The following is a 16,529-nucleotide window of genomic DNA, read 5'->3' as shown; positions in this document are numbered from 1 at the left end:
GCATGGATGCATTATTGCTTTTTGTAGAAGTCAACTTCTAATGCCATTAAGCGATCTTTTATCAAATATAAAAATATCAATGATGGGATCACCATCAAGGCTGTAATTAAGAAAAACAGCGCCCAATTACCCTCAAGAAAATCGACCAGATACCCTGAAGAACCCGACAATAACGTTCTGCCTAAATTTCCCAGTGATGCTAATAATGCATAATGTGTAGCACTAAAGGCACGATCACATAGCATTGAAATAAACGCGACCATAGCAACCAGTGACCAAGCTTGAGTAAAGCCATCTACCAAAATAGCCATAGCATAAAGACTTTCTTTTGGTCCAACCATGGCTATTAATGAGAACATCAGATTCGATGCAGCCATAGCAATGCCACTAATAAATAAGCCTTTCACAATGCCATAGCGAGAGTTAAATAAACTGCCAAGAAAGGCAAAAATTATCGTAATTAAGCCGGTGCCAAGCTTTGAATAAGTGGCAATTTGAGAATTAGAAAAACCAACTTCTTTGTAAAATACAATCGACATGCGCCCTAAAAAGGCCTCACCAATTTTAAAAAGAAAAATAAACGCCAGCAGGGCAAGGGCAGTTTTAATGCCGTTTCGATTGAAGAATGAACTGATTGGTGCAGCAACGGTCACCCAAAGCCAGGCACCAATACGTTTAACTAGAGAGGAATCGTTTTGAATAAACTCTGCTTCAAGTGCTTTATGTACGTATTCACGATTGGACTTTGGTTCTTTTGCGAAAAATACACCTAGCATCAACATCAACATAACCAAGGCTAAAACCAAGTAAACTTGTGTCCATTGCCAATTTGGTAAATCAGCAATATAAAATGGTAAAGCGCCTAATAATGCATAACCTGTCCACCAACCGGAGGTCGCCATCGTGGCGGCCGCTGTGGTTTTGTGGGTTTCATTTTCATCAAGGGTATCAATCCGAAAAGCATCGATAGCAATATCTTGTGTCGCACCTGCCAGCGCAATAACAAAGCAGCACAGTGCCACAGAATACAACTGACTTTGAATATCTACTTGGCTTAGCCACAGCGTTGCAAACAAGATGCATACTTGGCTTAGTAAAATCCAACTGCGGCGTTGACCGAGCTGTTTGTGTAACAAAGGGAGCTTTACGCGATCGACTAAAGGTGACCACAAAAAGTTAACGCTATAACAAACAAATACAATACCAAAAAGGCCAATCATTGAGCGTGAAAGGCCTTCATCTTTCAGCCAGGCAGACATAACTGAGCCGATTAATACCCAAGGAAATCCACTGGTAATGCCAAAGGCAAAAATATTGATTAATCGGCGGTCTTTAAAATAGCCAAGATACTCTGACACTGTAACCATAGTTGTTATGTTTAACCTGTTATTCTTATTATTAAATTACGTGCTTATTGAGCTGGTTCAAGTACTTGCGCTTTTAAAATAACAACGGGCTCTTTTGGTACAAAACACCAGCCAAGTTTATCGTGGCATCCTGTTTCTACACGCATTATTTTATCAAGCGTTTCAGCGCCTTCAGTAACATAACCAAATACTGCAAAACCCCATTCACGACCAGGGTTTAAATGATCATTGTCATTCATATTAAAAAAGAATTGGCGTGTAGCTGAATGTGGTTTTCGGTCTTGGTAAGCCATCGCGATGGTATACATGTCATTTTTAAGACCGTTACCGCTTTCGTTGGGAATTTCAGGACCCATATAAGCGCCGTCGTATTTTTTATCATAGCCACCACCTTGAATAACAAAGTCGCGCTCTTGTTCGGCATCATGTTCAACACGATGGAAAACGGTATCTTCGTAACCTCCATCTACCACATAACCTAAAAAGTTATTCACTGTGATAGGCGCTTTACGGCGGTTTAGCTCAACCACAATATCACCCATAGTGGTAGTGAGTTTTACCATTGGATAAGCGTTATCTTTTTGAACAAATTCGCCTTTCTTAACAAGGTTGGCGCTGCTGGCAAAACTTGTTAGCGCAATCAGTAGTGATATTAAGTATTTCATTAACCTTTACTCCTAGCGGTTGATTGCGTTAATAAATTCAGGGTCGGTCACAATGCGAGTGATCATCTCTTCAAGTAAGCGATTTACTTGTTGCTCTACTTTGGCTTTATCAAAGCCAAGCGGTGCTTCGCTTTGTTTGTTACCTTTATAGCGTTTTGCAAAACGGTGTTCAGTGGTTTCGATAACCACCTCTAATTCAGCTTTTGTGGTAGTTGTGTGCTTGTGCAACTGCTGATTAATGACAGTATTAAGTTGCTGAATATTAACGTCGAGCGCTTTGCCCATACCGCTGTTATTAGCGCCAACTTGGGCTAATGCTTGTTCTACAGCAGGTGTAATTGAATCTGCAAGGTATTTATCTGCAAGTGCTTTTGTACCATCGCTGTTTTTGATAGTCACCGTAGTAAAGCTGGCACGTTTATCATTGACTGATAAGCTCACATCTTGCTGTGCTGATTTTTGGTGTGTTTGCGTGTAATTCGGGCTGAAAATAAATTGCTGTGAAGTTGAGCTACAGCCAGCCATTAAACCCATTGTTAGGGCGAATAGGGTAATTTTATATTTTGAGTTCATAGTTATAATGCTCTCTTTTTAGCGCTTAAAACGACAAATTTCTTATTTGAGCCTAATAGTTTGTAGCCACCAAATAGGCGTTTTAACTTTTCATGGTAATTTAAATGACGGTTGCCAACAATACGTAATTCGCCACCTTCACGTAAACAGCGGAAGCTATCAACAAACATTTGCCATGCAATATGGTCTGTAACGGCTTGTTGTTGGTGAAATGGTGGATTACATAAAATTAAATCGGCACTGTTACTTTCTAAGCCTGTCAGACAGTCATTGTGTAAAAAAGTGCAGTTTTCTAGCTGTTCTGGCAGATTTGTTGTGACATTGTGCTTAGCTGAAGCAACCGCCATAGCTGATTCATCAACAAAGGTCACCAGTGCGTTAGGGCAGCGCTCAAGAGTTGTTAACCCAATTACACCATTACCACAGCCTAAATCAACGATACGCTGCTTTTTGTTCCCTTGGGGTAAGTAATTAATAAAAAAGCGAGCACCAATATCTAGCGAGTCACGGCTAAATACATTCGCGTGATTCGTAATAGTGAAAGGTGATTTTTCCAGTGGCCAAACTACAGGGAATTTACAATCTTGGGCTTTGTTATGTTGCTTAGTTAAAATTAAACGGGCTTTTTTTACCGCTAAGGTCGTTGAACTTGGCCCAGAAAAACGCTCAAATAATTGAATTGTCGAAGAGTGAATGTCTTTTACTTTACCCGCTGCAATAATTGGCGTGTCTTGGCGTAATACTTTGCTTAACTGACTGAGTAAAAAGGTAAGGTATCCCGCGTTTTTTGGCACTTTTATCAGTACTAAATCAATGTCACTTGGCAGAGTGTCTAAACTTTTTAGAAAAACGGTATTGTCGCTATCAAGCTGATTTTGCTCTAAGTTGTATTGGGCAGCTTGCTCTGCAACAAACGAATCATTCAAATGGTAAATAAATGCATTATTAAATGCACAAGCGAGCGCGCCAAACCCATCATTTATAACAAGTACTTTTGTGTTACTTGTGACCTGATGGTGTTCTTCAATATAATTAACTAAATATTCGTCTGCAGCGTCCCATGCTTGAAGGCTCGCATTTTTTTGTTTTAGCGGAAAGCGAGAAAGAGTAAAGGTTTTTTCGCCAAGCTGTGCGATTTCATTTACCTGCTGGTCTGAAGGGTATTGCGACATAACGACGTTATTAATTTAGTTGTAAAGGTGCATAGTTTATCATGGCTTGGAATGATCCTAACAGCATTGAGCGAATAAAAAAGGCAAAGTGCGTATTGCCAGATTTTTACTATTTTGAGCACTTTATTGCTGAGCCCAAAGCAAATGCGCTATATCAACAATTACTATCACTCAATTGGCAGCAACCAACATTAACCATATTTAATAAAGCGCATACGATTCCTCGCAAGCAAGTTTATATGGGGGATAAAGGCACTGGATATCGCTATTCTCACCAGTTGTTTTTACCAGAACCTTGGCATGCCAGTGTGCTTAATTTAAAAAACACCTTAAATAATTGGTTTGGTACACAATTTAATGCTGTGTTACTTAATTGGTATCGCTGTGGTGAAGATAAAATGGGTTGGCATGCAGATGATGAAGCTGAACTTGGCTTTTCACCAATTATTGCGTCTGTCTCACTTGGTGCTGTGCGCAAGTTTAAGATACGAGAAAATAACACAAAACAAGTAACTGACTTACCGCTTGCTAATGGTAGCTGCTTATTAATGACCGGACGTAGTCAGGAGAATTATCAGCATTCGTTACCCGTGCAAAAACGGGTTGTTGATGGACGAATAAACCTGACTTTTCGCAATGTTTGTGGCGTATAATGGCGAAAAATATTTAAGAGGCACACTTATGTCGATGTTAGAGCAAATCGAATCAAAACTGAAAAATGCGTTTACGTATGATCACCTAGAGGTAATTAATGAAAGCCATATGCACAGCCGTGGCACTGAATCTCATTTTAAGGTGATTCTTGTCAGCAATGATTTTGAAGGTAAGCGACTACTGCAATGTCATCGTATGATCAATGACGTATTGGCGGATGAATTAGCAAATCATATCCATGCGTTAGCAATTCATACTTACACGCCAACACAGTGGCAAAATGCTGATATTCCCAATTCGCCAAAATGTTTAGGTGGCTCTAAATTTGATATGTAACTAAACAATACTATCAATATGCTTGTGTCCAGCCGTGTATGCTCAACAGGTTGGACTTTTAACCCTGTTAATTAAGTGTTACATTTTCCCTTTTGAAACGATAACAATAATTAACATGGATGCAGTCAGTTCCAATTCGCCTTCGTCAAACTTACTTAAAATAGCCAATAAGCTCGATAATTTTATTGAATTTATCGGGCGAAGTATTGCTTGGTTTAGTTTTGCCATGGTGATATTAATGTTTGCCATTGTGCTTTTACGCTATGGTTTTAGCCTTGGCTGGATTGCACTGCAAGAGTCTGTTCTTTATCTCCATGCTTATTTGTTTATGCTCGGCTGTAGCTATGCACTTAAACATGATGAGCATGTGCGTGTTGATGTGTTTTACCGCCGTTTTTCCCCCTTTAAAAAAGCCCTGGTGAATCTACTTGGTCATTTAATTTTGCTGTGGCCTGTGGCTATTTTTATTTTGCTAGTGAGTTTTGATTATGTCGCTGTGTCTTGGCAAATTAAAGAGCAGTCTCAAGAGGCTGGCGGTTTACCTTTTGTCTATCTTCTTAAAAGCTTAATTCCAGCGATGAGTATTTTATTACTGATACAAAGTGTGAGTGAGCTTTGTAAAAGTTTAAATGTGCTGCTTAAAAAAGGAGAAAGCTAATGGAATACATGGCTATTCTTCTCTTTGTGTGTGTTTGTTTAGTCTTATTGTTAGGCTTCCCTGTGGCATTTTCACTTGCCGGTACTGCACTTATCTTTGCCGGAATTGGCAGTCTTTTTGGTATTTTTGATGGCGCGTTTTTACACGCTCTACCAAATCGCTTATTTGGCATAGTCACTAATAGCACCTTAATTGCCGTGCCGTTATTTGTATTTATGGGCGTGATGCTGGAAAAATCGAAAGTTGCTGAAAATTTACTAGATGCCATGGCCGTGGTTATGGGTAAACGCAAAGCGGGCATGGGCATAGCGGTAACCTTAGTTGGAATGTTACTCGCTGCAAGTACCGGCATTGTAGGCGCAACAGTTGTTACCATGGGATTACTTGCACTACCGACGATGTTAAAGCGCGGATATAGCGAGCAATATAGCTGCGGTATTATCACTGCAACCGGCACACTAGGTCAGATCATTCCGCCTTCAATTGCCCTGGTATTGTTAGGTGATGTGCTATCGAGTAGCTATCAGCAAGCACAACTTAATATGGGAATTTTTTCACCTGAAAATGTCAGTGTAGGGGATTTGTTCGCAGGTGCTGTGATCCCCGGCATGATTTTAGTAGGGCTTTATATTCTGTACTCAGTGTTTGTTGCGATATTTAAACCCGAACAAGTTCCAGCATTACTTGATGAAGACATTGAGCATATTAAAAAGCGTAAGCAAGTATCGCTATTTGTAGCGCTTGTGCCGCCACTTATGCTGATTTTTATTGTACTTGGCTCCATTTTGTTTGGTATTGCTACACCAACAGAAGCCGCTGGAGTGGGGGCATTTGGTGCGATTATTTTAGCCATTTGGCAAAAGCAGTTTAACCTCACAAATCTAAACGCGGTAATGCAAAGCACCACCAAAGTCACCGCCATGGTGTTTATGATTTTAATCGGTGCATCACTGTTTTCACTGGTTTTTAGAGGATTTGGTGGCGAAGAGCTGATTGCAGAAATGTTTGAAGCATTACCCGGTGGCTTATTTGGCGCGATGTTTGTTGTAATGTTGGTGATGTTTTTACTTGGCTTTATTTTGGATTTTATTGAAATCACCTTTGTGGTTGTGCCAATCGTTGCGCCAATTTTATTAATGATGGGGGCTGATCCTATTTGGCTTGGCATTATGATAGCGGTGAATCTACAAACCTCGTTTTTAACCCCGCCATTTGGCTTTGCACTATTTTATTTACGCGGTGTTGCACCAAAATCAGTGTTGACCTCGCAAATTTACAAAGGCGTGATACCTTTTATTATTATTCAATTGATTTTATTGGCGTTAATGGCTGCATATCCAAGCTTAGTAACTTGGTTACCAGGCAAACTCTACGCTTAGCTTATCGGTTGAAATAAAACGCACGGAGGAAGCATGAAAAAACTCAGTACATTAATCACTTCGATTGCCTTGGCAATTGGTTTAAGTGGTTGTGGTCAAGAACAACAAACAAGTAATGCAACAACAAATACAGCTGAAGTTCAACAAAACTTTAAATGGAAGTTGGTAACCAGTTGGCCAAAAAATTACCCTGGGCTCGGTACAGCGCCAGAGCGTTTTGCAGAAAATGTAGAAGCGATGAGTAATGGCCGCTTAAAAATTAAAGTCTATGGCGCGGGCGAGTTAGTGCCTGGGTTTGAAGTATTTGATACGGTTTCAAGTGGTACCGCTGAGATGGGTCATAGTGCTGCTTATTATTGGAAAGGTAAAATTCCTGCTGCACAATTTTTTACGGCAATCCCATTTGGTATGAACGCGCAAGAAGTTAACGGTTGGCTACACCACGGTGGTGGTATGGAATTATGGAAAGAGCTTTATGCACCTTATAACTTAATTCCTGCGGCTGGTGGTAATACTGGTGTGCAAATGGCAGGCTGGTTTAAAAAAGAAGTAAATAGCGTTGAGGATTTAAAAGGCCTAAAAATGCGTATTCCAGGTTTAGGCGGTGAAGTGCTTGAAAAACTCGGTGGCGTGCCATTATCGCTGACAGGCGGAGAGATTTTCACTGCGCTGCAAACTGGTGCTATTGATGCGACGGAATGGGTTGGTCCATACAATGACTTAGCATTTGGTTTAAATAAAGCAGCAGAGTTTTATTACTATTCTGGCTGGCACGAACCTGGCGCAAATTTAGAGTTTTTAATTAACAAAGAGGCGTTTGCTTCATTACCAAGTGATTTACAAGCTATTGTCACCTCAGCGATGCGTACTGCTAATCAAGATATGCTTGATGAATACACTGCACGCAATAACACAGCGCTTGATCAGCTGAAAAACAAGCACAATGTTAAGCTGCGTAAATTCTCGCCAGAAGTAATGCAGGCGCTAAAAGCAGCCACTATGGAAGTAATTAGCGAGCAAGCGCGCAATGATGAAGCGGTTGCCAAAGTATGGCGTTCTTACTCTGAGTTTCTTCAGCAAGTTAAGGCGTACCATCAGATTTCGGAAATGGAATATTATTCGAATCGATAACAAGATAAGATGTTAGGGGGCGTAAGCCCCTTTTTTATGAAAATTATTTGCTGATCAGACCTGTTTATCAGTGCTTTGCTTTAAACTAGCAACAATTTTAAAAGATTTTATTAGGTAAAAGTGGAATTAACTTATGGTTATCAAGCCTAAAATTCGTGGTTTTATTTGTACAAATGCACACCCTGTTGGCTGTGCTGCTCATGTAAAAGAACAGATTGAATATGTGAAGTCACAAGGCCAGTTAGAAAACGGTCCTAAAAATGTACTTGTGATCGGTGCATCAACAGGTTACGGCCTTGCATCTCGTATTACAGCAGCATTTGGTGCTGGTGCGAAGACGTTAGGTATCTTTTTTGAAAAAGAAGGTACAGAGAAAAAAACAGGCTCAGCGGGTTGGTATAACACTGCTGCGTTTCAGGCTGAAGCTGAAGCGGCTGGTCTTTGGTCAAAAAATATTAATGGCGATGCATTTTCTAATGAATTAAAAGAAAAAACGATTGCAACCATTAAAGAAGAGATTGGCAAAGTAGACCTTATAATTTACAGCTTAGCGTCGCCGCGTCGTACCGATCCTAATACGGGTGAAACGTATTCATCAGTACTTAAGCCAATTGGTAACTCTGTAACAACCAAAAACTTAAATACTTCTAAGCGTGTTATTGATGAAGTGACGGTTGAAGCAGCAAACGAAGAAGAAATCGCAAATACTGTAAAAGTAATGGGCGGTGAAGACTGGGAAATGTGGCTTGATGCGCTACAACAGGCTGACGTTCTTGCTGATGGCTTTAAAACATCTGCTTATACCTACATTGGTAAAGAATTAACATGGCCAATTTACGGTCATGCAACAATTGGTAAAGCGAAAGAAGATTTAGACCGTGCAGCAGCAGCGATTAAAGAGAAAACAGCTAACCTTAAAGGGGAAGCGTATGTTTCTTCTTTAAATGCTGTTGTAACCCAAGCAAGCTCTGCAATTCCGATTATGCCACTTTACATTTCAGGTCTTTTCAAAGTAATGAAAGAAGATGGCACTTACGAAGGCACAATTGAACAAATTGATGGCTTATTCCGTGAGAACCTTTACGGTGACAATCCGCGTTTTGATGATGGTGGTCATTTATTCCAAAACTACAAAGAATTGGAAGATGATGTTCAAGCACGCGTTCAAACAATTTGGGATACAGTAGATACAGATACAATTGACGAATTAACTGACTACGTGAGCTATCACAATGAGTTTTTAAAGTTATTCGGTTTTGGTATTGATAGCGTAGATTATGACGCTGATGTAAACCCAGTTGCAGATATCGAGTTAGTGTAAACTCAGATTCTCTTATTTAGAGTTCAGAAGGTTGGTGTGTAGAGCGCCGATATTCTGGACTCTTAATTCTCATTTCTATTTATCTTATCCCTGCTGAAAAATTCTCACGTAACACTTTTGGCTAATTGATTTCCTTAAATTGGTGATCGACCCAGAAGATTAGTGCGTTTAGATACTTGTAAAGTACAAATTTTAGGCTTTAATTTGTAAGCATAAATTTCAATTTAGACTCGCATAGTCAACCGAATTAATGTTAAAATTCGGGGAATATGTATAGATTCGATTGTATTGCCTAATATTTGCACTTTTGTGAATGTTTGGTGGTACATGGTTAGATTTTTCAGTTTCTTTTCATTAATGTAATGCAAGTGCGTATGATCAACATAAAAAAAGGTCTGGACTTGCCAATTGAAGGCGCACCTTCGCAGGTGATTCATGACGGTTCTGCCGTTAAACGAGTCGCTGTGCTAGGTGAAGAATTTATTGGTATGCGTCCTACCATGCATGTTCGTGTGGATGACCAAGTCAAAAAAGGCCAAGTTCTTTTTGAAGACAAAAAGACTCCTGGCGTTAAATATACTGCACCAGCTTCTGGTGTTGTTAAGGAAATCAACCGCGGTGCTAAGCGTGTTTTGCAATCTGTTGTTATTGAAGTTAACGGCAGTGAGCAAGTGACGTTTGCGTCTTTCTCGGCAGGTGAGCTAGCGAACCTTGACCGTGCAAAAGTGCAAGAAGTACTGGTTGAATCAGGTCAATGGCCGGCGCTTCGTACCCGTCCATTTAGCAAAGTTCCAGCTTTGGATGCAACGCCAAGCTCGATTTTTGTTACTGCAATTGACACAAACCCATTAGCAGCGGATCCAGCAATTGTTATTGCTGAGCAAGCTGAAGCATTTGAAGCAGGCCTTGCGGTTGTTTCTCGCTTAACTGACGGTAAAGTGTTTGTTTGTAAAGCGCCTGGTGCAACAGTTCCTTCTTCATCTGTAGCTCAAGTAGAAGTACATGAGTTCGGTGGTAAGCACCCCGCAGGTCTAGTTGGTACTCACATTCACTTCTTAGATGCTGTTTCTGCTAACAAGCAAGTATGGCACTTAGGTTACCAAGATGTGATTGCATTCGGTAAGCTATTTCTAACAGGTGAAATCTTCACTGATCGTGTTGTGTCTTTAGCTGGTCCTACAGTTAAAAACCCACGTTTAATCAAAACTCAACTAGGTGCATCTACTGATGACATCGTTGCAGGTGAGTTAGAAGATGGCGAAAACCGTGTGATTTCAGGTTCTGTACTTTCGGGTACTACGGCTAGCGGTCCTCATGCTTTCTTAGGTCGTTACCACAACCAGATCACTGCATTGTTAGAAGGTCGTGAAAAAGAACTATTTGGCTGGATCGCTCCAGGTGCGAAGAAGTTCTCAGTAACACGTACTTTCCTATCGCATTTAGCGCCTAGTCGTTTATTTAAAATGACGACATCAACAGGTGGCTCAAGCCGTTCTATGGTGCCAATCGGCAACTATGAGCGCATTATGCCTTTAGATATCCTTCCTACATTATTACTTCGTGATTTAATCGCGGGTGATTTAGATGGTGCGATTTCGCTAGGTGCACTTGAGCTAGATGAAGAAGATTTAGCGCTATGTACCTTCGTTTGTCCAGGTAAATACGAGTATGGTCCAATCCTTCGTGAACGCCTGACTACTATTGAGAAGGAAGGTTAATCCCATGGGCTTAAAGAAGTTTCTTGAAGATATCGAGCCGCATTTTGAACCAGGTGGTAAACACGAAAAATGGTATGCACTGTATGAAGCAGCTGCGACAATTTTCTATACACCAGGTCATGTAACAAAAACTGGCTCTCACGTACGTGATAATATCGACCTTAAACGTATTATGATCTTAGTATGGATGGCAACATTCCCAGCTATGTTCTTTGGTATGTTTAACATTGGTCATCAAGCGTCAATCGCGCTTGCTAATGGTTTTGCTTTAGGTGATTCATGGCAGGTTGCGTTATTCCAACTTTTTGGTGGTGATTTAACCGCTACTTCTGGTTGGGGCGCGAAAATGTTCTATGGTGCCTGTTTCTTCCTACCAATCTACGCAACTGTGTTTGCGGTAGGTGGTTTCTGGGAAGTACTATTTGCATCAGTTCGTAAGCACGAAGTTAACGAAGGCTTCTTCGTAACATCAGTACTATTCGCTCTTATCTTGCCTGCGACAATTCCGCTTTGGCAAGTGGCACTAGGTATTACCTTTGGTGTAGTAATGGCGAAAGAAGTATTTGGTGGTACAGGCCGTAACTTCTTAAACCCAGCATTAGCAGGTCGTGCGTTCTTATTCTTTGCATATCCAGCACAAATCTCAGGTGATACTGTGTGGACTGCGGTAGATGGTTTCTCAGGTGCAACTTACCTAGGTCAAGCTGTTGTTGGTAGCATCGACTACAACAACATGGAACTATGGTTAAATGCATTCTACGGCTTTATTCAAGGTTCTGTGGGTGAGACATCAACGCTAGCGCTTATGATTGGTGGTTTAGCACTAATCTATTTCCGTATCGCTTCATGGCGCATCGTACTAGGTGTGTTTGCTGGTATGGTTGCTACGTCATTCCTACTAAATGGTATCGGTTCTGAAACCAATAACATGTTTGCAATGCCTTGGCATTGGCACCTTGTCCTAGGTGGCTTCGCATTTGGTATGTTCTTCATGGCGACCGACCCAGTTTCTGCATCTTTCACAGATAAAGGTAAGTGGGCTTACGGTATTCTTATTGGTGTAATGGTTGTTTTAATCCGTGTAGTAAACCCTGCATACCCAGAAGGTATGATGCTAGCGATTCTATTTGCTAACTTGTTTGCGCCGTTATTCGACCACTTTGTAGTTCAGTCGAACATCAAGAGGAGATTGGCTCGTGGCTAGTAATAACGAATCTATCGGCAAAACACTTGGTGTTGTAGTTGGCCTATGTTTAGTGTGTGCGGTTGTTGTATCTATGGCAGCTGTTCAACTTCGTCCTCTACAGCAAGCAAACAAAACACAAGACGTTCAGCGTAATATTCTAGCTGCTGCTGGTTTTGCTGACGTGAAAGATGTGTCTGCTACGTTCAATGCAAACATTGAAGCTCGCGTTGTTGATATGAAAACAGGTGAGTTTGTTGACACAGATCCAAACAGCTTTGATTTTGAAATGACTAAGTTTGACGCTAAACGCAGCGTTAAATTAGACAAGAAAGATGACAAAGCAGGTGTTCAGCGTATGACAACTGAATCGCCAGTTTATTTTGCAAAAAATGACAGCGGTAAAGTTGAAACTATTATTCTACCAGTTCAAGGTTACGGCCTTTGGGGTATTATGTATGGTTTCTTAGCGTTAGATACTGACACTAAAACAGTTAAAGCGATTAACTTCTACAAGCACAACGAAACTCCAGGTCTTGGTGGTGAAATCCAAAACCCTAAGTGGACTGCTCAGTGGAAAGAAAAGCAGTTACCAGTTGATATCGTTAAAGGTACAGCAGGTTCTGACGTGCATAAAGTGGATGGTTTATCAGGTGCGACGCTTACTTCGGTTGGTGTTGATAACACATTCAAGTTCTGGACAAGCGAAAAAGCGTTTGGTCCATTCCTTGCGAAAGTACGTGAAGGAGCATTGAACTAATGGCTAATTCTAAAGAAATGAAAGAAGTCTTGTTTGGTCCTGTTTTTGCGAACAACCCAATTGCACTTCAAGTACTGGGTATTTGTTCTGCACTAGCAGTAACTTCAAGCCTTAAAAATGCGCTTATCATGTCAATCGCATTGACATTAGTAACGGCTTTCTCGAGCTTATTCATCTCGATGATCCGTAACCATATTCCATCAAGCGTACGTATTATCGTACAGATGACGATTATTGCATCATTAGTAATCGTTGTTGACCAAACTCTACAAGCGTTTGTTTACGCAACAGCGAAAGAGCTTTCGGTATTCGTTGGTCTAATCATTACTAACTGTATTGTAATGGGCCGTGCGGAAGCATATGCAATGAAGTCACCACCAATGATGTCTTTCCTAGACGGTATTGGTAATGGTCTTGGTTACTCAGTAGTACTACTTACAGTTGGTTTCATTCGTGAACTATTCGGTAAAGGTACGCTGTTTGATGTTGAAATCTTACCTTTAGTTTCTGAAGGTGGTTTCTATCAGCCAATGGGTCTTCTAATTCTTCCACCAAGTTCTTTCTTCATTATTGGTTTATTCATTTGGGTACTTCGTACTTATAAGAAAGACCAAGTAGAGAAAGCGTAAGAGGTAAGAGATGGAACATTATATTAATCTATTTATCAAAGCGGTTTTCATTGAAAACTTAGCGCTTTCTTTCTTCCTAGGTATGTGTACATTCCTAGCTGTATCAAAGAAAGTTACTACCTCTTTAGGTCTTGGTGTTGCTGTAATCTTCGTTCTTGGTGTTGCAGTACCAGTAAACAACTTGGTTTACCACAACTTGCTTGCTCCAGGTGCGCTTGAGTGGTTAGGTTACCCAGAAGCTGACTTAAGCTTCCTTAAGTTCCTAACATTCATCGGTGTTATTGCTGCACTTGTTCAGATCCTTGAAATGGCATTAGATAAGTTTTTCCCACCGCTATACAACGCGCTGGGTATCTTCTTACCGCTAATTACTGTTAACTGTGCGATTTTTGGTGCAGTAGCATTCATGGTTGAGCGTAACTATAACTTCACAGAATCAGTGGTATTTGGTATCGGTTCTGGTGTGGGTTGGGCGCTTGCGATTGTTGCATTAGCAGGTATTCGTGAGAAGATGAAGTATGCTGATATTCCTGATGGTTTACGTGGTTTAGGTATTACCTTCATCACTGTAGGTCTTATGGGTCTTGGCTTTATGTCATTCTCTGGTATTTCACTTTAAGGTAGCGAGGAAACTATACGATGGAAACTGTTGTATTAGGCGTAAGCATGTTCGTCGCTATTGTTGTAGTGTTAGTTTTAGTGATTATTGCAGCTAAATCTAAGCTAGTACCAAGCGGCAACGTAACAATTGGAATTAATGGCGATCCTGAAAAAGCGATCGTTACTCAGCCTGGCTCTAAGCTATTAGGCGCACTTGCTGATGCGGGCATTTTCGTATCTTCAGCATGTGGTGGCGGTGGTTCATGTGGCCAGTGTCGCGTAGACGTTCATTCAGGTGGTGGTGATATTCTACCAACTGAGCTTGACCATATTACTAAAGGTGAAGCGCGTGAAGGTTGTCGTTTAGCATGTCAGGTTGCTGTTAAAGGCGACATGGAAATTGAACTAGAAGAGTCAATTTTCGGTGTTAAAAAGTGGGAATGTACAGTTATCTCTAACGATAACAAAGCAACATTCATCAAAGAGCTTAAGCTTGCAATTCCTGATGGCGAATCTGTACCTTTCCGTGCAGGTGGTTACATCCAGATTGAAGCGCCAGCTCACCACGTTAAATATGCAGACTATGATATTCCAGAAGAGTATCGTGGTGATTGGGAACACTTCGGCTTCTTTGCACTTGAGTCAAAAGTTGACGAAGAAACTATCCGTGCATACTCAATGGCTAACTACCCAGAAGAAGAAGGCATTATCATGCTTAACGTGCGTATCGCTACGCCGCCACCGCGTGATTTAAGCTTACCTTGCGGTAAGATGTCATCTTACATTTGGTCACTTAAAGAAGGTGACAAGGTGACAATTTCTGGTCCGTTCGGTGAGTTCTTTGCGAAAGACACAGACGCAGAAATGGTATTCGTTGGTGGTGGTGCTGGTATGGCGCCAATGCGTTCGCATATTTTCGACCAACTTAAGCGTCTTAACTCTGACCGTAAGATGAGCTTCTGGTACGGTGCGCGTTCTAAGCGTGAAATGTTCTACGTTGAAGATTTTGACGGCCTACAAGCTGAAAATGATAACTTCGTATGGCACTGTGCATTATCAGATCCACAACCAGAAGATAACTGGGAAGGTTACACAGGCTTTATCCACAATGTACTTTATGAGAACTACTTACGTGATCATGAAGCACCGGAAGACTGTGAATACTACATGTGTGGTCCGCCGATGATGAACGCGGCAGTAATTAACATGCTGAAAGACTTGGGTGTTGAAGATGAAAACATCCTACTTGATGACTTCGGTGGTTAATTTTAACGTAAAAAGATAAATTTTTACGATACAGTTCAGGCTCCTAAATCAGCTATAATGGTTTAGGAGCTTTTTTATGCAAGATTGAAAATTTATGAAACGATTTTATTACTCAGTTTTTTTCTTATTTCTTTTTTTATTGATAGGCTGTGACCAGGCACCTAGTCAATCCAAGATGCAAGAAGTATTACTTCAAGGAAAAACTATGGGTACCACCTTTACAATTAAGGTGTTTGTGCCTGAAGAAAAAGTAACTGAGCTAAGCTTATTTAGTGATGTTACTAAGATTTTAAAAGACGTTAATCAATCAATGTCTACTTATATCCCAGATTCGGAAATCAATCAGTTCAATCGCTTACCTGCCGGCCAGAACTTTGTTATTTCTGAAGATTTTCGCCGTGTAACAGCAGAGTCTATTCGCTTAGGGGTAAGTACAGGCACGCTAGATGTAACTATGGGCCCTTTAATTGATTTGTGGGGCTTTGGTCCTGATAATCGCCCTGAAACGATTCCAAGTGATGCTGTAATTGCTGAAATTAAGCAGCGTATTGGTGTTGATAAACTAAAACTGACACCTAATGGCCTTATGAAAACTGTAGATGGACTTGAAGTTAGTTACTCTGCGACAGCGAAAGGGTATGGCATTGATAAAGTTGCAGAGTATTTAGATTCACTTTCTCTCACTAATTATATGGTTGAAATTGGCGGTGAAATTCGTACATCAGGCCATAAACCAAATCACTCTCCTTGGGTGTTAGCAATTGAACAACCGGATGCAGCGCCGGGTACTCGTGAGTTTCATAAGTTAATTAGAGTAAATGATATTGCGATGGCAACATCTGGCGATTATCGCATTTTTTATGATGTTGATGGTGTGCATTATTCTCATTTAATTCACCCTGAAACAGGCAAGCCAGTGCGCCAAGATTTAGTTTCGGTTACTGTACTACACTCATCTGCAATGACGGCTGATGGACTTGCTACAGCGCTCACAGTGATGGGTACAGAGCAAGCTAAACTCTATGCTGAACAGCATAACCTTCCTGTTTACTTAATTAGTAAGACCCCTGAAGGCCTTGTCACTTTCGCAAGTAAGGCTTTTGAGCCATACCTATAA

The 16,529-nt window shown here is 40.8% G+C and carries 17 protein-coding genes; 13 read left to right on the top strand and 4 right to left on the bottom strand.

Annotation, left to right across the window (positions count from 1 at the left end; genetic code table 11):
• Window positions 1-11: 11 nt before the first annotated feature.
• From AAEU29_RS15875 to AAEU29_RS15860, 4 genes are read right to left on the bottom strand one after another with little or no spacing between them, the layout of a single operon-like run.
• Window positions 12-1,376 carry an AmpG family muropeptide MFS transporter gene (locus tag AAEU29_RS15875; RefSeq protein ID WP_421974375.1) on the bottom strand — a complete coding sequence of 455 codons (1,365 nt, stop codon included), beginning with the start codon at window positions 1,374-1,376 and terminating at the stop codon, window positions 12-14.
• A gap of 35 nt (window positions 1,377-1,411) precedes the next feature.
• Window positions 1,412-2,032 (bottom strand): peptidylprolyl isomerase, encoded by a 621-nt coding sequence (locus AAEU29_RS15870; protein WP_421974223.1) that lies wholly within the window; start codon window positions 2,030-2,032, stop codon window positions 1,412-1,414.
• A gap of 12 nt (window positions 2,033-2,044) precedes the next feature.
• The gene (locus AAEU29_RS15865; RefSeq protein WP_421974222.1) at window positions 2,045-2,605 is read right to left on the bottom strand and encodes a YajG family lipoprotein; all 561 of its coding nucleotides are present in this window, start codon (window positions 2,603-2,605) and stop codon (window positions 2,045-2,047) included.
• A gap of 2 nt (window positions 2,606-2,607) precedes the next feature.
• Window positions 2,608-3,777: a methyltransferase gene (locus tag AAEU29_RS15860; protein ID WP_421974221.1), complete on the bottom strand. Its 1,170-nt coding sequence runs from the start codon at window positions 3,775-3,777 to the stop codon at window positions 2,608-2,610.
• 41 nt (window positions 3,778-3,818) lie between these two features.
• Between AAEU29_RS15860 and AAEU29_RS15855 the strand changes: the two genes are divergently transcribed.
• The 13 genes from AAEU29_RS15855 to AAEU29_RS15795 all read left to right on the top strand — a co-directional run bounded on the left by AAEU29_RS15855 (window position 3,819) and on the right by AAEU29_RS15795 (window position 16,529).
• The gene (locus AAEU29_RS15855; protein WP_421974220.1) at window positions 3,819-4,430 is read left to right on the top strand and encodes an alpha-ketoglutarate-dependent dioxygenase AlkB family protein; all 612 of its coding nucleotides are present in this window, start codon (window positions 3,819-3,821) and stop codon (window positions 4,428-4,430) included.
• A gap of 28 nt (window positions 4,431-4,458) precedes the next feature.
• Window positions 4,459-4,767 carry a BolA family protein gene (locus AAEU29_RS15850; protein ID WP_274761001.1) on the top strand — a complete coding sequence of 103 codons (309 nt, stop codon included), beginning with the start codon at window positions 4,459-4,461 and terminating at the stop codon, window positions 4,765-4,767.
• Window positions 4,768-4,882: 115 nt separating this feature from the next.
• Complete coding sequence (locus tag AAEU29_RS15845) at window positions 4,883-5,425, top strand: TRAP transporter small permease subunit (protein WP_274761002.1); 543 nt, start codon at window positions 4,883-4,885, stop codon at window positions 5,423-5,425.
• Window positions 5,425-6,804 (top strand): TRAP transporter large permease, encoded by a 1,380-nt coding sequence (locus tag AAEU29_RS15840; RefSeq protein ID WP_421974219.1) that lies wholly within the window; start codon window positions 5,425-5,427, stop codon window positions 6,802-6,804. The genes AAEU29_RS15845 and AAEU29_RS15840 overlap by 1 nt, the downstream gene beginning before the upstream one ends.
• A 33-nt stretch (window positions 6,805-6,837) precedes the next feature.
• A complete protein-coding gene (locus tag AAEU29_RS15835) occupies window positions 6,838-7,935 on the top strand; it encodes a TRAP transporter substrate-binding protein (protein ID WP_421974218.1) in 1,098 nt (365 codons plus the stop codon).
• Between the two features lie 133 nt (window positions 7,936-8,068).
• Window positions 8,069-9,256, top strand: a complete 1,188-nt coding sequence (gene fabV, locus AAEU29_RS15830) for an enoyl-ACP reductase FabV (RefSeq protein ID WP_421974217.1) — start codon at window positions 8,069-8,071, stop codon at window positions 9,254-9,256.
• A gap of 374 nt (window positions 9,257-9,630) precedes the next feature.
• The gene (locus AAEU29_RS15825; protein WP_421974216.1) at window positions 9,631-10,974 is read left to right on the top strand and encodes a Na(+)-translocating NADH-quinone reductase subunit A; all 1,344 of its coding nucleotides are present in this window, start codon (window positions 9,631-9,633) and stop codon (window positions 10,972-10,974) included.
• Between the two features lie 4 nt (window positions 10,975-10,978).
• Window positions 10,979-12,178 carry an NADH:ubiquinone reductase (Na(+)-transporting) subunit B gene (locus tag AAEU29_RS15820; RefSeq protein ID WP_372766480.1) on the top strand — a complete coding sequence of 400 codons (1,200 nt, stop codon included), beginning with the start codon at window positions 10,979-10,981 and terminating at the stop codon, window positions 12,176-12,178.
• Window positions 12,171-12,917 carry a Na(+)-translocating NADH-quinone reductase subunit C gene (locus AAEU29_RS15815; RefSeq protein WP_421974215.1) on the top strand — a complete coding sequence of 249 codons (747 nt, stop codon included), beginning with the start codon at window positions 12,171-12,173 and terminating at the stop codon, window positions 12,915-12,917. Before AAEU29_RS15820 ends, AAEU29_RS15815 begins: the two co-directional genes overlap by 8 nt.
• Window positions 12,917-13,546: an NADH:ubiquinone reductase (Na(+)-transporting) subunit D gene (locus AAEU29_RS15810; RefSeq protein WP_054980658.1), complete on the top strand. Its 630-nt coding sequence runs from the start codon at window positions 12,917-12,919 to the stop codon at window positions 13,544-13,546. Before AAEU29_RS15815 ends, AAEU29_RS15810 begins: the two co-directional genes overlap by 1 nt.
• A gap of 10 nt (window positions 13,547-13,556) precedes the next feature.
• The gene (nqrE, locus tag AAEU29_RS15805; RefSeq protein ID WP_010561779.1) at window positions 13,557-14,165 is read left to right on the top strand and encodes an NADH:ubiquinone reductase (Na(+)-transporting) subunit E; all 609 of its coding nucleotides are present in this window, start codon (window positions 13,557-13,559) and stop codon (window positions 14,163-14,165) included.
• Between the two features lie 20 nt (window positions 14,166-14,185).
• Window positions 14,186-15,412, top strand: a complete 1,227-nt coding sequence (gene nqrF / locus AAEU29_RS15800; RefSeq protein ID WP_421974214.1) for an NADH:ubiquinone reductase (Na(+)-transporting) subunit F — start codon at window positions 14,186-14,188, stop codon at window positions 15,410-15,412.
• Window positions 15,413-15,506: 94 nt separating this feature from the next.
• Window positions 15,507-16,529 (top strand): FAD:protein FMN transferase, encoded by a 1,023-nt coding sequence (locus AAEU29_RS15795; RefSeq protein ID WP_421974213.1) that lies wholly within the window; start codon window positions 15,507-15,509, stop codon window positions 16,527-16,529.

Source organism: Pseudoalteromonas aquimarina (genome assembly GCF_049257255.1).
GTDB lineage: Bacteria > Pseudomonadota > Gammaproteobacteria > Enterobacterales > Alteromonadaceae > Pseudoalteromonas.
Note: the sequence above shows the minus strand (reverse complement) of the source record. Positions and strands in the feature narration are given on the sequence as shown.

What these genes read in the sequence shown, in the direction of transcription:
- AAEU29_RS15870 (WP_421974223.1), bottom strand. Translation starts at nt 2,032, where the DNA reads ATGAAATACTTAATATCACTACTGATTGCGCTAACAAGTTTTGCCAGC.
- AAEU29_RS15865 (WP_421974222.1), bottom strand. Translation starts at nt 2,605, where the DNA reads ATGAACTCAAAATATAAAATTACCCTATTCGCCCTAACAATGGGTTTA.
- AAEU29_RS15860 (WP_421974221.1), bottom strand. Translation starts at nt 3,777, where the DNA reads ATGTCGCAATACCCTTCAGACCAGCAGGTAAATGAAATCGCACAGCTT.
- AAEU29_RS15855 (WP_421974220.1), top strand. Translation starts at nt 3,819, where the DNA reads ATGGCTTGGAATGATCCTAACAGCATTGAGCGAATAAAAAAGGCAAAG.
- AAEU29_RS15850 (WP_274761001.1), top strand. Translation starts at nt 4,459, where the DNA reads ATGTCGATGTTAGAGCAAATCGAATCAAAACTGAAAAATGCGTTTACG.
- AAEU29_RS15845 (WP_274761002.1), top strand. Translation starts at nt 4,883, where the DNA reads ATGGATGCAGTCAGTTCCAATTCGCCTTCGTCAAACTTACTTAAAATA.
- AAEU29_RS15840 (WP_421974219.1), top strand. Translation starts at nt 5,425, where the DNA reads ATGGAATACATGGCTATTCTTCTCTTTGTGTGTGTTTGTTTAGTCTTA.
- AAEU29_RS15835 (WP_421974218.1), top strand. Translation starts at nt 6,838, where the DNA reads ATGAAAAAACTCAGTACATTAATCACTTCGATTGCCTTGGCAATTGGT.
- fabV (WP_421974217.1), top strand. Translation starts at nt 8,069, where the DNA reads ATGGTTATCAAGCCTAAAATTCGTGGTTTTATTTGTACAAATGCACAC.
- AAEU29_RS15825 (WP_421974216.1), top strand. Translation starts at nt 9,631, where the DNA reads ATGATCAACATAAAAAAAGGTCTGGACTTGCCAATTGAAGGCGCACCT.
- AAEU29_RS15820 (WP_372766480.1), top strand. Translation starts at nt 10,979, where the DNA reads ATGGGCTTAAAGAAGTTTCTTGAAGATATCGAGCCGCATTTTGAACCA.
- AAEU29_RS15810 (WP_054980658.1), top strand. Translation starts at nt 12,917, where the DNA reads ATGGCTAATTCTAAAGAAATGAAAGAAGTCTTGTTTGGTCCTGTTTTT.
- nqrE (WP_010561779.1), top strand. Translation starts at nt 13,557, where the DNA reads ATGGAACATTATATTAATCTATTTATCAAAGCGGTTTTCATTGAAAAC.
- nqrF (WP_421974214.1), top strand. Translation starts at nt 14,186, where the DNA reads ATGGAAACTGTTGTATTAGGCGTAAGCATGTTCGTCGCTATTGTTGTA.
- AAEU29_RS15795 (WP_421974213.1), top strand. Translation starts at nt 15,507, where the DNA reads ATGAAACGATTTTATTACTCAGTTTTTTTCTTATTTCTTTTTTTATTG.